This is a genomic window from Mycobacterium sp. MAC_080597_8934, assembly GCF_000523975.1.
In the GTDB taxonomy this organism is placed as follows: Bacteria; Actinomycetota; Actinomycetes; order Mycobacteriales; family Mycobacteriaceae; genus Mycobacterium; species Mycobacterium avium.
On record NZ_JAOS01000028.1, the window covers coordinates 93,546 to 107,573 of the forward strand.

Annotated in this window: 15 protein-coding genes; 13 read left to right on the forward strand and 2 right to left on the reverse strand. The window is 72.8% G+C overall.

What is annotated here, in order from left to right:
- Positions 1-193: 193 nt before the first annotated feature.
- From NF20_RS28260 to NF20_RS15625, 10 genes are all read left to right on the forward strand, one after another.
- Positions 194-811, forward strand: coding sequence for a glycosyltransferase family 2 protein (locus NF20_RS28260; protein WP_255343469.1), 618 nt, complete (start codon positions 194-196; stop codon positions 809-811).
- Entirely contained in the window at positions 804-1,436 is a 633-nt protein-coding gene (locus tag NF20_RS28265; protein ID WP_255343470.1) for an HAD-IIIA family hydrolase, read from the forward strand. The genes NF20_RS28260 and NF20_RS28265 overlap by 8 nt, the downstream gene beginning before the upstream one ends.
- Positions 1,433-2,464: a glycosyltransferase family 9 protein gene (locus tag NF20_RS15595; protein WP_179944045.1), complete on the forward strand. Its 1,032-nt coding sequence runs from the start codon at positions 1,433-1,435 to the stop codon at positions 2,462-2,464. The genes NF20_RS28265 and NF20_RS15595 overlap by 4 nt, the downstream gene beginning before the upstream one ends.
- Positions 2,461-3,030: a D-sedoheptulose-7-phosphate isomerase gene (locus NF20_RS15600; RefSeq protein WP_033711417.1), complete on the forward strand. Its 570-nt coding sequence runs from the start codon at positions 2,461-2,463 to the stop codon at positions 3,028-3,030. Before NF20_RS15595 ends, NF20_RS15600 begins: the two co-directional genes overlap by 4 nt.
- A complete protein-coding gene (locus tag NF20_RS15605) occupies positions 3,027-3,944 on the forward strand; it encodes a bifunctional heptose 7-phosphate kinase/heptose 1-phosphate adenyltransferase (RefSeq protein ID WP_255343471.1) in 918 nt (305 codons plus the stop codon). Before NF20_RS15600 ends, NF20_RS15605 begins: the two co-directional genes overlap by 4 nt.
- Entirely contained in the window at positions 3,917-4,435 is a 519-nt protein-coding gene (locus NF20_RS28270; RefSeq protein ID WP_255343472.1) for an adenylyltransferase/cytidyltransferase family protein, read from the forward strand. Before NF20_RS15605 ends, NF20_RS28270 begins: the two co-directional genes overlap by 28 nt.
- 14 nt (positions 4,436-4,449) lie before the next feature.
- A complete protein-coding gene (locus NF20_RS15610) occupies positions 4,450-5,145 on the forward strand; it encodes an SDR family oxidoreductase (protein ID WP_023863254.1) in 696 nt (231 codons plus the stop codon).
- Positions 5,136-6,101 carry a glycosyltransferase family 9 protein gene (locus NF20_RS15615; protein ID WP_033711425.1) on the forward strand — a complete coding sequence of 322 codons (966 nt, stop codon included), beginning with the start codon at positions 5,136-5,138 and terminating at the stop codon, positions 6,099-6,101. Before NF20_RS15610 ends, NF20_RS15615 begins: the two co-directional genes overlap by 10 nt.
- The gene (locus NF20_RS15620; protein WP_023868235.1) at positions 6,098-7,402 is read left to right on the forward strand and encodes a UDP-glucose dehydrogenase family protein; all 1,305 of its coding nucleotides are present in this window, start codon (positions 6,098-6,100) and stop codon (positions 7,400-7,402) included. The genes NF20_RS15615 and NF20_RS15620 overlap by 4 nt, the downstream gene beginning before the upstream one ends.
- Before the next feature lie 224 nt (positions 7,403-7,626).
- Positions 7,627-9,420 carry a thiamine pyrophosphate-requiring protein gene (locus NF20_RS15625; protein WP_023874679.1) on the forward strand — a complete coding sequence of 598 codons (1,794 nt, stop codon included), beginning with the start codon at positions 7,627-7,629 and terminating at the stop codon, positions 9,418-9,420.
- Between the two features lie 10 nt (positions 9,421-9,430).
- Here the strand turns inward: NF20_RS15625 and NF20_RS15630 are convergent, their stop codons facing one another.
- Together NF20_RS15630 and NF20_RS15635 are read right to left on the reverse strand one after the other, a co-directional pair.
- Positions 9,431-10,096, reverse strand: a complete 666-nt coding sequence (locus tag NF20_RS15630) for a UdgX family uracil-DNA binding protein (RefSeq protein WP_023874678.1) — start codon at positions 10,094-10,096, stop codon at positions 9,431-9,433.
- Positions 10,097-10,160: 64 nt separating this feature from the next.
- The gene (locus tag NF20_RS15635; RefSeq protein WP_003874684.1) at positions 10,161-10,721 is read right to left on the reverse strand and encodes a hemerythrin domain-containing protein; all 561 of its coding nucleotides are present in this window, start codon (positions 10,719-10,721) and stop codon (positions 10,161-10,163) included.
- 166 nt (positions 10,722-10,887) lie between these two features.
- Here NF20_RS15635 and NF20_RS15640 point away from each other — a divergent pair, with 166 nt between their 5' ends.
- From NF20_RS15640 to NF20_RS15650, 3 genes are all read left to right on the forward strand, one after another.
- Positions 10,888-11,934, forward strand: a complete 1,047-nt coding sequence (locus NF20_RS15640; RefSeq protein ID WP_033711413.1) for a hypothetical protein — start codon at positions 10,888-10,890, stop codon at positions 11,932-11,934.
- Between the two features lie 81 nt (positions 11,935-12,015).
- Complete coding sequence (locus tag NF20_RS15645) at positions 12,016-13,017, forward strand: sensor domain-containing protein (RefSeq protein ID WP_009978571.1); 1,002 nt, start codon at positions 12,016-12,018, stop codon at positions 13,015-13,017.
- Positions 13,018-13,049: 32 nt separating this feature from the next.
- A complete protein-coding gene (locus NF20_RS15650) occupies positions 13,050-14,024 on the forward strand; it encodes an aldo/keto reductase (protein WP_033711412.1) in 975 nt (324 codons plus the stop codon).
- Positions 14,025-14,028: the final 4 nt, after the last annotated feature.

Here is a 14,028-nt window from a genome sequence, read left to right on the forward strand (position 1 = left end):
TCGTTGCGCCGCTTGCTGATTGCGCTGCGCGAGAGGATGGGTCCGCAGCCGCCGGAGGTTGTGGTGGTCGACGACCGGCCCCGCCCGGGCGACGATCTGCCGCTGCCGGACGACCCGCCGGTGCGGGTGTTGCGCAGCGGCGGCGCGACCGGCGGCGCCGCAACGTCGGCTGGCGCGCAGCCGCAGCCGCTGGGTGTGCTTCCTGGACGACGACGTGCTGCCCGACCGCGACTGGATATCGGCGTTGTGCCTCGACCTGAAGGCCGCCGACGCGTGCGGCGCCGCCGGCTCCCAGGCGGTGCTCGAGGTGCCGACACCGCGGCGGCCCAGCGACGACCAACGCAGGACCGCGCGGCTGGCCACCGCGCAATGGATCACCGCGGACATGGCCTATCGCCGCGACATGCTGGTCGCCGCAGGAGGTTTCGACGAGCGGTTTCCCCGCGCCTACCGGGAGGACTCCGACCTGGCGCTGCGGATCGTGTCGGCCGGCGGAACCATCCTGCGCGGCGAGCGTCGCTGCACCCACCCGGTGGCGCCGGCGACCTGGCGCTCGAGCGTGCGGGCCCAGATCGGCAACCGCGACAACGCGCTGATGCGGCGCAAGCACGGCCGCCGCTGGCGGACCCGAATCGGCGAGGGACCAGGCCGGATGCCGGCGCACGCCGCCACCACCGCGGCCGGCACCGCCGCGCTGCTGGCCGGGCTGCTGGCCGGCGCGCCACCGCCGCCGCGCCGCCGCGCTGTGGCTGCTGTGCACGATCGAGTTCGCGGCGCGGCGCTGGCTCAGCGGGCCGCGCAATGTGCGTGAGGCACTTGGCCTTTCGGCCACCAGCGTGCTCATCCCGCCGGTCGCGGTGGCTCACCGGCTGGCCGGGGAATGGACCTTTCGGCGCGCGCGTCCCGAGCCGCCGCTGGCCGTGCTGCTGGACCGCGACGACACCCTGATCGTCGACCGGCCCTACCTCAACGACCCCGCGGGCGTGCGGCCCACCTACGACGCCGCCAAGGCGCTGACCCGGCTGCGCCGCCGCGGCCTGCTGCTGGCGGTGGTGACCAACCAGTCCGGCGTGGCGCGCGGGCTGATCAGCGCCGGCCAGCTGGCCGCCGTCAACGACCGGGTCGACGAGGTGCTCGGCCCGTTCGATTCCTGGCAGGTGTGCGTGCACGGCGCGGCCGACGGCTGCGGCTGCCGCAAGCCGCGGCCCGGCCTGATCCTGGCGGCCGCCGAGGCGCTGGGGGTGCCGGCCCGGCGCTGCGTGATGATCGGCGACACCGGCGCCGACGTGCGCGCCGCCCTGGCCGCCGGCGCCGCGGCCGTGCTGGTGCCCACCGACCGCACCCTGCCCGCCGAGGTCGAGCACGCGCGCGCCCACTCCCGGGTGGCCGCGACGCTGAACGACGCTGTCTCCCTTGTCCTTTCGGAGTGCCGATGAGTACCGCGGTGGTGGCCCGCCTGGACAGCGCCGGTGACGTGCTGATCACCGGGCCGGCGGTGCGCGCGGTGGCCGCCCGGCACGACCGGGTGACCATGCTGGTCGGCCCGCGCGGGCGGGCCGCCGCCGAGCTGCTGCCCGGTGTGGACGAGCTGATCGAATGGCAGGCGCCGTGGGTGGACTTCGAGGCGCCCGAGCTGACCGCCGCGCACGCCGAGGCGCTGATCAAACAGCTGCGCGACCTCGCGCCCGACCGGGTCTACATCTGCACGTCGTTTCACCAGTCGCCGCTGCCGCTGGCGCTGCTGTGCCGGATGGCCGCGGTGCCCTGGGTGGGAGCGGTCAGTGTCGACTACCCCGGCGCGCTGCTGAACCTGCGGCATCGGGTGCCGGACGGGATTCCCGAGCCGCAGCGGGCGCTGTCGCTGGCCGAGGCCGCCGGCTGCGCCCTGCCCGCCGGCGACGACGGCGCGCTGCGGATCCGGGCCGTCGACCCGCTGCCGGCGCGGCTGGCCGAACAACTCGCGCCCCGGCCGTTCGTGGTGTTCCACCCCGGCGCCGCGGTACCGGCCCGCCGGCCCAGCCCGTCCCGCAGCGCGACGATGGTGGCCGCGCTGGCCGGCGCCGGCCACCGGGTCGTCGTCACCGGAAGCCCCGACGAGGCCGCGCTGACCGCGGCGGTGGCGGGCGACGTCGCCGTCGATCTGGGCGGACGCACCAGCTTCGCCGAACTCGCGGCGGTGTTCGCGGCGGCCCGCGTCGTGGTCGTCCCCAACACCGGACCCGCACACCTGGCCGCCGCGGTAGGCACACCGGTGGTGTCGCTGTTCGCCCCGGTGGTGCCCGCCGGCCAGTGGCGCCCCTACGGGCGGCGGGTCCGCGTGCTCGGCGACCAGTTCGCGCCCTGCCGGGCCAGCCGCGCCCGGGTGTGCCCGGTGCCCGGTCACCCCTGCCTGGACCGCATCACCGACGCGGAGTTGCTCGCCGCCGTGGCAGAAGGCGCCGTGGCAGAAGGAGGGAAGCCATGATCGAGGTCCACTTCGACGCGCTGCGGGAAGCGGTGCGGCGCACCAGCATCCAGGCCCCCCGGTTGCGCGGGTGGGGCGGACGGCTGGCCACGGTGCTGCCCGCCGGAGGCCGGTTGTTGGCCTGCGGGAACGGGGGCAGCGCCGCCGAGGCCCAGCACCTCACCGCCGAACTGGTGGGCCGATTCCGCGAGGAGCGAATTCCCATGTCCGCCATCGCCTTACACGCCGACACCTCGGCGCTGACCGCGATCGCCAACGACTACGGCGATGACGAGGTGTTCGCCCGCGGGGTGCGGGCGCACGGCCGGCCGGGCGACGTGCTGGTGGCGCTGTCCACCAGCGGCGCCAGCCGCAACGTGATCGCGGCGGTCAAGGCCGCGCACGACGTCGGCATGGTGACCTGGGCGCTGACCGGACCGGCCCCCAACGAGCTGGCCGGCATGTGCGACGAGGCGATCTGCGTGGACGCCGCCGGCACCGCGACGGTGCAGGAGGTCCATCTGCTGCTGATCCACGGGCTGTGCATGGCGCTCGACGACAACCTTTTACGACGGGAAGCATCATGAGCACATCGAACCCTCTTGCTGTCGTGGGTGATTCGATGCTGGACGTCGACATCCTGGGTTCGGCGACCAGGCTCAGCCCGGAGGCGCCGGTGCCGGTGGTGGACGCCGAACGGCACGTGCAACGGCCGGGCGGGGCGGGGCTGGCCGCCCTGCTCGCAGCCCGGACCGAGGCGCCGGTGGTGTTGATCACCGGCATCGCCGACGACGACGCCGGCCGGGCGCTGCACGATCTGCTGAGCTGCTCGGGGGTTCGGGTGCTGGCGCTGCCGGTGAGCGGAACGACGGTGTGCAAGATCAGGATCCGGGCCCGCGGCCAGTCGGTGCTGCGGCTCGATCGCGGCGACGCGACCCCGGTCGACGGGCCGCTGCCGGCCGCGGCGGCCGACGCCCTGGCCGATGCCCGGGCGATCTGCGTCGCCGACTACGGCGCGGGGGTGACCGCGTTGCCGGCGGTCCGGGCGGCGCTGACCGAGTCGGCCCGTCGCGTCCCGGTGGTCTGGGACCCGCATCCGCGCGGCGCGCCGCCGGTGCCGGGATGCGCGCTGGTGACACCGAATCACGAAGAGGCGCGGGGCTTTTGCCACGACGACGGCTCGGGTGACGGCGGTGAGGCGCTGCTGCGGACCTGGGCCGCCGACGCGGTGTGCATCACCCGCGGCGCCCAGGGGGCCCGGGTGTACGAGCCGCGGGCCGGCGTGCACCGGGTCGCGATCCCGCAGCGGGCCGCGCCGCCGCCGGCGATGTCTGCGGCGCCGGCGATCGGTTCGCCGTCGCCGCGGCGGTGGCGCTGGCCGCGGGCAACGACGCCGTCGCCGCGGTGCGGGCCGCGGTCGGCGACGCGGCGCGTTTCGTCGCCGCCGGCGGAGCGGCCGCGGTCTCGATCCCGGTGTCCGACACCGGATCCGACCCGCTGACCAGCCGGTCGCGGCCCGCGGACGCCAGCGCGGTGGACGCGCTGGGCCTGGCCGCGCGGCTGCGCCGGCAGGGCCGCACCGTAGTGGCCACCGGCGGCTGCTTCGACCTGCTGCACACCGGGCACATCCGGATGCTCCGGCAGGCCCGCGAGCTGGGCGACGCCCTGATCGTGCTGGTCAATTCCGACGCGTCGGTGCGCGCGCTGAAGGGCAGCGGGCGTCCGGTGATGCGCGATGCGGACCGGGCCCGCGTCCTGGCCGCGCTGGCCTGCGTCGACGCGGTGGCCGTCTTCGACGGCCTGACCCCCGAACGCATGCTGGAGGATTTGCGTCCCGACATCTGGGTCAAGGGCGGCGACTACGTGGCCGCCGAGCTGCCGGAGGCCGACGTGGTGTACCGGCACGGCGGCGAGGTGGTGATCCTGCCCACGGTGGCCGGTTATTCGTCGTCCCGCTTGATCGCCGCGGCGGCCACCCGCCGCCCAGAGTAGCGAAAGGTGTTGATATGAAAGCACAATCACTGGAAGGCGTATTGATCTCCGGCGGTTCTTCCGGCCTGGGCGCGGCCACGGTGGCCGCGGTGGCCGACCGCGGCGGGGTGCCGCTGGTGATCGACCGGAAACCGCCGGCCGCCGACGTGCCCTACGTCGGTTGCGATCTGGCCGACACCGACGCGGTGGCCGGCGCCGTCGAGTCGCTGGCCGGCAAGGTGGGCGGCCGCATCACCGGGGTGTTCACCCCGGCCGGCATCGACTCGTGCGGCACCCTGGAACAGGTCCCGGCCAAGGACTGGGAGCAGGTGATCGCCGTCAATCTGGTCGGGACCGCCGCGGTGATCCGGGCCGCCCTGCCGTACCTGAAGGCCACCGGGGGCCGCATCGTCACCTGCGCGTCGACGCTGGGCATCAAGGCGGTCAGCGACGCCACCGCCTACTGCGCATCCAAGTTCGGGGTGGTCGGCTTCACCCGCGCGCTGGCGGCCGAGCTGGCGGGCCAGGTCGGCGTGACGCTGCTCATCCCCGGCGGAATGCACACCCCGTTCTTCGACGGGCGGCCCGAACAGTACAAGCCGCCGGCCGACGCCAAACTCAACCAGCCCGAGGACGTCGCCCAAACGGTGCTCTTCGCGCTCTGTCAACCGGCCGGCTGCGAGGTGCGCGAGATGGTGGTGTGCGCCTCGACGGAGTCGTCGTGGCCCTAGCGGCCGGCGCCACCCGGGCCGGGCCGCGGGAGCGCATCGTGGTGTTGCGCGCCCTGGGACTCGGCGACCTGCTGACCGCGGTGCCCGCCCTGCGCGGGCTGCGCCGGCACTACCCCGACGCCCGGGTGATGCTGGCCGCTCCGGACCGCTACCGCGAGCTGGCCATGCTCACCGGCGCCGTGGACGAGCTGCTGCCCACCGCCGGACTCGGCGACGTGCAGCCGCTCACCGACGCGCCGGCGCTGGCGGTCAACCTGCACGGCTGCGGCCCGCAGAGCATCGACCACCTGCTGGCCTGGGAACCCCGGTCGGTGATCAGCCATTGCCACGACTGCCATCCCGGCCTGCCCGGGCCGCGCTGGCGCGCCGACCTGCACGAGGTGCAGCGCTGGTGCGCCCTGTTGGAGTGGGCCGGAATCCCTTGCGACTCAACCGATATCCTCCTTGAACGCCCGTCCATCCCGCGGGACGAGACCGGTGCCGTGCTGATCCACCCCGGGGCGTCCGCGCCGGCCCGGCAGTGGCCGCCGGACCGGTTCGCGGCGGTGGCCGCGGCGCTGCGCGACGACGGCCACGAGATCCTGATCACCGGATCACCGAGCGAGTTCGACCTCGCGCACACCGTCGCCCGCGCCGCCCGGTTGCCGCGCACCGCCGTGGTGTCCGGAGTCCTCGACCTGCCGGCGCTGACCGCGCTGGTCGCCGACAGCCGGATGGTGATCTGCGGCGACACCGGTGTGGCGCACCTGGCCGCCGCGACCGGCACCGCCTCGGTGGTGCTGTTCGGCCCCACCTCCCCGCGGCGGTGGGGACCGCGCGGGCCGGCGCCGCACGCCGCGCTGTGGGCCGGCCGCAGCGGCGACCCGCACGCCGCGACGCCGCACCCCGGACTGCTCGCGCTGACCGTCGCGCAGGTGCTGTCGGCCTGCCGCGGGGTGCTGGGGGAGACGGCATGAGCACCGAGCCGCTGGTCGGCGTGGTCGGTGTCGGCTACGTGGGCCTGACCACCGCGGTCTGCGTGGCCGCTGCGGGGCGCAAGACCGTTGCGGTGGACATCAACCCGGACCGGGTGGGCAGGCTGCGCGCCGGGGTGGCGGTGATCGACGAACCCGGGCTGTCCGAGCTGCTGGGTGACGGGCTGGCCGGCGGCGTGCTGCGCTTCAGCGCCGATTTCGCCGAGCTGGCCGACCGCGACGTCGTCTTCGTGTGCGTGCCCACGCCCAGCGCCCCGGACGGACACGCGGACCTGGCCGCGGTGGAGTCGGTGATCGACCGGCTCGGCCGCGTGCTGCGCCGCGGCGCCGTGGTGGCGCTGAAATCGACCGTTCCGGTCGGCACCACGTCGACCATGGCACAGCGGCTGTGCCACAAGGGGATTCGTGTCGTCTCCACCCCCGAGTTCCTGCGCGAGGGACGCGCGGTCGACGACTTCCGCAACCCGGACCGGCTGGTGATCGGCAGCCACGACGAACTGGCGGCCCAGCTGGTGCACCAGGCCTACGGCCTGGCCGGACACCGGGTGCTGCGGATGAGCCCGGAAAGCGCCGAGCTGGCCAAGTACGCCAGCAACGCCTTTCTGGCCGTCAAGCTGTCCTACACGAATTCGCTGGCGGCGCTGTGCGCGCGGGTGGGCGCCGACATCGACGACGTCACCTGCTGCATGGGCGCCGACCGGCGGATCGGCGCGGAGTTCTTGCGCCCGGGCCCGGGTTGGGGCGGTTCCTGCCTGCCCAAGGACACCGCGGCGCTGCTGGACATCGCGCACCGGCACCGGGTGTCCTTCGCCGAAGTGGAGGCCGCCCGCCAGACCAACACCGCGCAGGCACGACGGATCGTCACCGCGCTGCGGCACACCCTCGGCCGGCCGTTGTCGGGCTGCCGGATCACCGCGCTGGGGCTCACCTTCAAGGCCGCCACCAGTGACACCCGGGAGTCGCCGGCGCTGGCGGCATGCCGAAAACTGGCCGCGGCCGGCGCCCAGGTGGCCGGCTACGACCCGCAGTTGCCCAACATCGACCCCGCCGTCCTGCAGCAAAACCGGGTGACCGCGGTCGACGACCCGTACCGGGCGGCCAAGGCCGCCGACGCGGTCGTGGTGCTGACCGAGTGGCCACAGTTCCGCAGCCTCGACTGGCGGGCGGTCGCACAGGACGCGCCGCTGGCGGTGGTGCTGGACGCCAGGAATTCGCTGGACCCGGCCACTGTGCGGGAAGCCGGCCTGCGCTATCTGGGAAACGGTGTGCGACAAGGGTTTTGACCGTTCGTGGCGGGCGCCGGCGGCCGTCGGCGCCGCGCCGGCGGCTGGCAGGTGGCTGGGAGTCGGCTGACCGGGGCGGGCGGCAGCGCATAACACCGGCGAATCCGGGTAACCCGGCTCGTGTGGGACGTGCCGAGGCCGCCGCGGTGGCAGCCTGCCTGGTTCAACCACCAGCCACACACCCACCCGCCAGCACGGTCGGCCGTTTGCCGAGGAGGGAAGACATGTCCAAACAAGAGGTTTCCGACTATCTGCTCGAGCGTTTGCGGGCGTGGGGCGTCGAGCATGTATTCGGGTACCCCGGCGACGGCATCAACGGGCTGCTCGCCGCGTGGGGCCGCGCCGACAACAAGCCGCAGTTCATCCAGTCGCGGCACGAGGAGATGAGCGCCTTTCAGGCGGTCGGTTACGCGAAGTTCACCGGCCGGGTGGGCGTGTGCGCGGCGACCTCCGGCCCCGGCGCCATCCATCTGCTCAACGGCCTCTACGACGCCAAACTCGACCACGTCCCGGTGGTGGCCATCGTCGGCCAGACCAACCGCACCGCGATGGGCGGCAACTACCAGCAAGAGGTCGACCTGCTCAGCCTTTTCAAGGACGTCGCCAGCGACTACGTCCAAATGGTCACCGTGCCCGAGCAACTGCCCAACGTGCTGGACCGCGCGATCCGCATCGCGATGACCCAGCGGGCCCCGACGGCGCTGATCATCCCGGCCGACGTGCAGGAGCTGCCGTACTCGCCGCCCGAGCACGCGTTCAAGATGGTGCCCTCCAGCCTGGGCATCGAATACCCGGCCATCGCCCCGGAGGACGCCGCCATCGCCCGCGCGGCCGAGATCCTCAACGCGGGCAAGAAGGTGGCCATGCTGGTCGGCACCGGCGCCCGCGGGGCGCACCAGGAGCTGGCCGAGGTCGCCGACCTGCTCGGCGCCGGCGCGGCCAAGGCGCTGTTGGGCAAGGACGTGCTGTCCGACGAATTGCCTTGGGTCACCGGCTCTATCGGGCTTTTGGGCACGCGGCCCAGCTATGAGCTGATGCGCGACTGCGACACGTTGCTCACGGTCGGATCCAGCTTCCCCTACACGCAGTTCCTGCCGGAGTTCGGGCAGTGTCGGGCGGTGCAGATCGACATCGACGGCCGGCTCATCGGGATGCGCTACCCCTACGAGGTGAACCTGGTCGCCGACGCGAAGGCCGCACTGCGCGCGCTGATTCCGCACCTGAAGCGCAAGGAGGACCGGTCCTGGCGGGAAGGCATCGAGAAGAACGTAGCCCGCTGGTGGGAGACCATGGACAAGGAGGCGATGGTCAGTGCGGACCCGATCAACCCGCTGCGGCTGTTCTCCGAGCTGTCCCCGCTGCTGCCCGACAACGCCATCGTGACAGCCGATTCCGGCTCGTCGGCCAACTGGTACGCCCGCAATCTGCGCTTCCGCGGCAACATGCGCGGCTCGCTGTCGGGCACGCTGGCGACGATGGGCCCCGGGGTCCCGTACGGCATCGGCGCCAAGTTCGGCCAGCCGGACCGGCCCGTCATCGTGTTCAGCGGTGACGGCGCCATGCAGATGAACGGCATGGCCGAACTGATCACCGTCAAACGGTACTGGAACGAATGGAAAGATCCGCGGCTGATCATCGCGGTGCTGCACAACAACGACCTCAACCAGGTCACCTGGGAGATGCGGGCGATGGCCGGAGCGCCGAAATTCGCTGAGTCGCAAAACCTTCCGGATGTCGACTTCGCCGCGTTCGCGGCCGGGCTGGGGTTGAACGCGATGGCCATCAAGGATCCCGACGAGTTGTCCGACGCGTGGCGCAGCGCCCTGTCGGCCGACCGTCCCACCGTGCTGGACGTCTACACCGATCCCGACATGCCGCCGATCCCGCCGCACGCCACCTGGGAGCAGTTCAAGTCGGCGACCGCGGCGGTGCTCTCCGGCGACGAGGACCGCACCGGCTTCGTCAAGGTCGGCCTGAAAACCAAGATGCAGGAGTTCTTGCCGCACAAGAAAAGCTGACCGCGGCCGTTCAGCCCAGCGCGGAGCGGGCGCTGCGCAGGTCGTCGACGAACAACCGGTAGACCTCGTCGTGTCGTTCGCTGCGGTCGCGCAGCACCGACGACGGGTGCACCGTCGCCACCAGCACCGGCTCGGGCGACACGTCGGGTATCACCTCGGGCGAGGCCGGCAGCTTGAGCGGTTGGCCGCGTTGGGTGGAGACCCGAAAGCTGGTGCCCAGCAACGATTGTGCGGCGGTGGCCCCCAGGCACACGATGACCCGGGGGTGCACCGCCTCGATCTCGGTGATCAGCCAGGGCCGGCAGGCGACGATCTCGGTGCGGCCCGGCTTCTGGTGGATCCGCCGCTTGCCGTCCTTGCGGGTGAACTTGAAATGCTTGACCGCGTTGGTCTGATACGTCAGCCCGGGATCGATGCCGGCGTCGTGCAGCGCCCGGGCCAGCAGCCGCCCGGCCGGGCCGACGAAGGGTGCACCGGCGCGGTCCTCCTGGTCGCCGGGCTGCTCACCCACCAGCATGATCGGGGCACCCGGATGTCCGTTGCCGAACACCGTCTGGGTGGCGTCGGCGAAAAGTGAACAGCCGCGGCATGTTTCGGCCGCATGCTTGAGCGCCTCGATGTCCCGCTGCTCGGGGAGGTAGCGGTCGGCGCCCGGGGCCTTCGAAGTCGCGGTCATGGTAGGGGGCGGCGAGGTGCCCCCACTCCCCCACCGAGCGGGGGTACCTCGCCTGGGATGGCCGTCAGCCCTTGCCGACGATGACGTCGCGGGCTCGGTCGAGCATCGCGGCGAACGGGCCGGCGGCCAGGTTGGCCAATTGCGATTCCACTCCGGCGTGCGGCCGGGTGGGCGCGATCGCTTCGGCCAGTTTGGCGGCGCGGCCCATCCGTTCCAGCTCGTCGCCGCTCAATTCCTGGCCCAGCTTGGCGAACTCGTCGTGCTCCTCGTGCTCGGCGTGGTCGATCACCGCGTCCCGCAGCTTGGTGAGCTCGCGGGTGAACTCCTCGCTGTCGACGTCGAGCTTTTCCAGCTTCTGCAGCGCGGTCTTGGCCTCGTGCTCTTCGTGCAGGCGTTCCTCGACCACACCTGCCCCGCCGGCGATCTTGCGCTTGGCGCGCGGATGCACGATCTCCTCTTCGGCGGTCTCGTGCACGGCAAGCAGGCGCCGCAGTTCGATGAAGGCCTCCTCGCGCGCCTTTCCGGACGCCGCCAACGTGTTGGCGAACATCGCCTTGATCTGCTGGTGCTGGCTGACCAGAAAGTCGACCACATCGGTGGGCGACTTGATGGCGGTCGGTGCCATGCTGTCCCTCCCATCTGCTCTGGTTCGGCGCGCAGGGCTGTTGCGCGCTCTGGTTGCGGCTACCCGAGCCACCCGGGGGTCAAACGGGTGTGGCGGTGGCCAGGCGGGGTATGCCCTGGAAAAACAGGGCGGGAGGCAAAAGTTGCGCGCGGGAGTAGGTTCCGGTGTGGTGCTACGCCGCGGCGCGCTGACGGGCGTGCTGGCGGTGAGCGTGGGCGCGCTGGTCATGAGCGTGGCCTGCTCGCGGCCCGGCGCGACGACCGAAAGCGCGCCCGAGCTGACGGTCTGGCCGGTCGGCACGGCGCTGCACCAGCCGGTGTGGTCGTATCGCGGGCACGCCCTGGTGGCCGTCACCGAGGATCAGCGGGTGGCCGAGGTTGCCGAAGACCGCGCCGCGGCGGCGACCACCCGGCTGTCGGCGCCGCTGGCGGCGGGACGCAATCTGCAGATCAGCACCAAGGATCCGGCGGTGGTTTTCGTGCCGCAGCCCACGCGCGGCCGGGTGGCCGTCGTCGATCTGCAAAGTCTGCGCCAGGTGGGCGATTTCGACGCCGGGCCCGCCCCGGCCTACCTGTCCGAGGACGCCGGGATGCGGATGCTGCTGGCGCTGTCGTCGGACGGCCGGTCGGTGACCCCGGTCGATCAGTACGGCTACCGCAAGCTGGCGACCGCGCCGATCGGCGGCGCCCCCGCAGAGGTCATCGACGGCGCCAACCGCGGCCGCGAAATCGACTACCATGTCTACGCGCCGTCCGGGATCCGGCATTACCAGGGCCCGGATTCCCCGGCGCCGCAACGCGGTTCGCTGGACATCGACGTCGCGGTCTCCGCCGGCGACGGCACCGCGGTGACCCGCAGCTATGTGGCCGGCCACGACGACGCCGTGCTGTACGCGGTGGACTCGCGCCGCGGCGGGCAAGGGATCGAGGTGCTGGCCAGCACCCGGCTGCCCGCCCCGATCCGGGCGCTGGGCACCGACGACACCGGCATCTACGCGGCCACCGACCGGCAGCTGGTGACCCTGGAAACGGCGAGCTTCACCGGGTTTCCGGCCCGGCACATTCCGGTGCTGCGCACCGTCGACTACCGCTCGGCGCTGCCCGAGTCCGCACGCCGAGCCCCACTCTCCGGCATGGCCGTCGGGCCGCATCGGGTCTACCTGACCTTGGCCCAGGCGCCCTTTGTGGTCGGCATCGCCAAGCCGCGGCTGTGACGGGTTCGGTTTGGGCACCGGGCCCGCTCGCTACATTTCGGGCAGGTTCGGCCGCCGAGGAGGCCCCTAAGGAGGCGCTGCGTGACCAACCAGCAGGATCCGTATTGGCGCAACCCGCTGAGTTACGACCCGCTCGGCCGGGTCCCGCCACCCGAACCCGAGCCCGTCGGCCCGCCACCGACGCAACCAGCCACGCTCGCACCGCCGTACCGCCCGGGCGTCAACACATTGGCGACGCTGTCGCTGGTCTTCGCGTTCCTGTTCGCGCCCGCGGGCGCGGTGCTGGGTCACCTCGGGCTGGCGCAGATCCGCCGCACCGGCGAACTCGGCCGGGACCGCGCGCTGGTGGGCGTCACCCTGTCGTACGTGTTCATCCTGCTGGCGGTGGTCGCGCTGGCCGGGTGGGCCACGCTGGGCGGGTCCACCGCCGCCCACCGCGCCGCGCACGAGGCCACCACGTCGGCCGGGCCGCCACCGCCCACGGTGCCGCCGGACACCATCACCACCCTGCTGCCCGGGCTGGACGCGCTGCGCAACATCACCGCCGACGCCAACCTCGACGTCGGCCCGACCTGGAACAGCCCGGGCCGCTCGGCGCAGGACGGCAGCATCGACCGCCCCGAATGCTGGGGCAGCATCGCCGCCGGCAGCCCGGACGCCTACACCCCCGGCGCCTTCACCGGCTATCACGCCGGCGAATTCACCGACACCCGCAGCATGCTGAAGTCGATCCAGGTCATCCAGGGCGTGGCGGCGTTCCGCGACGCGCCCGGCGCGCAGGCGCAACTGGACGCGCTGCTGGCCGGGTGGCGCCAGTGCGGCGGCTCGACGGTAACCGTGACGGCGCCGGGCGGGCAGCCGATCGCGATGGCGTTGAGCACACCGGCCGACGCCGGCAACGGGATCACCACTTTGGACCTGACGCCCAAGGGAATTCAGGTGCGCTCCGCGCGGGCGGTCGCGGCCAAGGCCAACGTCGTCGTCGACCTGAACGTGTCGGCCAGCGGCACGACCGACAGCGAGCGGCCCCGGCTAGCCGCGGTCAGCATCGCCAACTACATCCTCGGCAAGATTCCCGGCTGAGCGGCCCGCCCACCGATCAGTAGGCTGGGCGGATGAAATACGTCGACGTCGACGGGGTCGGCCGCCTCAGCCGGATCGGGTTGGGCACCTGGCAGTTCGGCTCCCGCGAGTGGGGCTACGGGGACAGCTACGCCGCCGGTGCCGCGGGCGACATCGTGCGCCGCGCGCTGGCGTTGGGTGTGACGCTGTTCGACACCGCCGAGATCTACGGGTTCGGCAAGAGCGAGCGGATCCTGGGCGACGCGCTCGGCGAGCAGCGCGCCGAGGTGGCGGTGGCCAGCAAGATCATGCCGGTGGCCCCCTTCCCCGCGGTGGTCAGGCAACGCGCGCGGGCCAGCGCCCGGCGGCTCGGACTGGACCGCATCCCGCTCTACCAGGTGCACCAGCCCAACCCGGTGTTCCCCGATTCGGTGATCATGCCCGGCATGCGCGACCTGCTGGACAGCGGCGAGATCGGCGCCGCCGGGGTCTCCAACTATTCGCTGCAGCGCTGGCGGAAGGCCGACGCGGCGCTGGGCCGGCCGGTGATCAGCAACCAGGTGCACTTCTCGCTCGCCTACCCCAAGGCGCTGAAGAACCTGGTGCCGTTCGCCGAACGGGAGAACCGCATCGTCATCGCCTACAGCCCGCTGGAACAGGGTCTGCTGGGCGGCAAGTACGGCGTCGACAACCGGCCGGGCGGCGTGCGCGCGGTCAACGCGCTGTTCGGCACCGAGAACCTTCGCCGCATCGAGCCGCTGCTGCAGCTGCTGCGCGACGTCGCGGCCCAGGTCGACGCCAAGCCCGCCCAGGTGGCGCTGGCCTGGCTGATCAGCTACCCGGGGGTGGTCGCCATTCCCGGCGCCTCCAGCGTCGAGCAGCTGGAATTCAACGTGGCCGCCGCCGACATCGAGCTGCCCGCCGAGTCGCGGGACGCGCTCACCGACGCGGCGCTGGCCTTCCGGCCCACGTCGGCCGCGCGGTTCCTGACCGACCTGGCCCGGGAGCGGATCCCCGGCCGGGCCTAGGTCT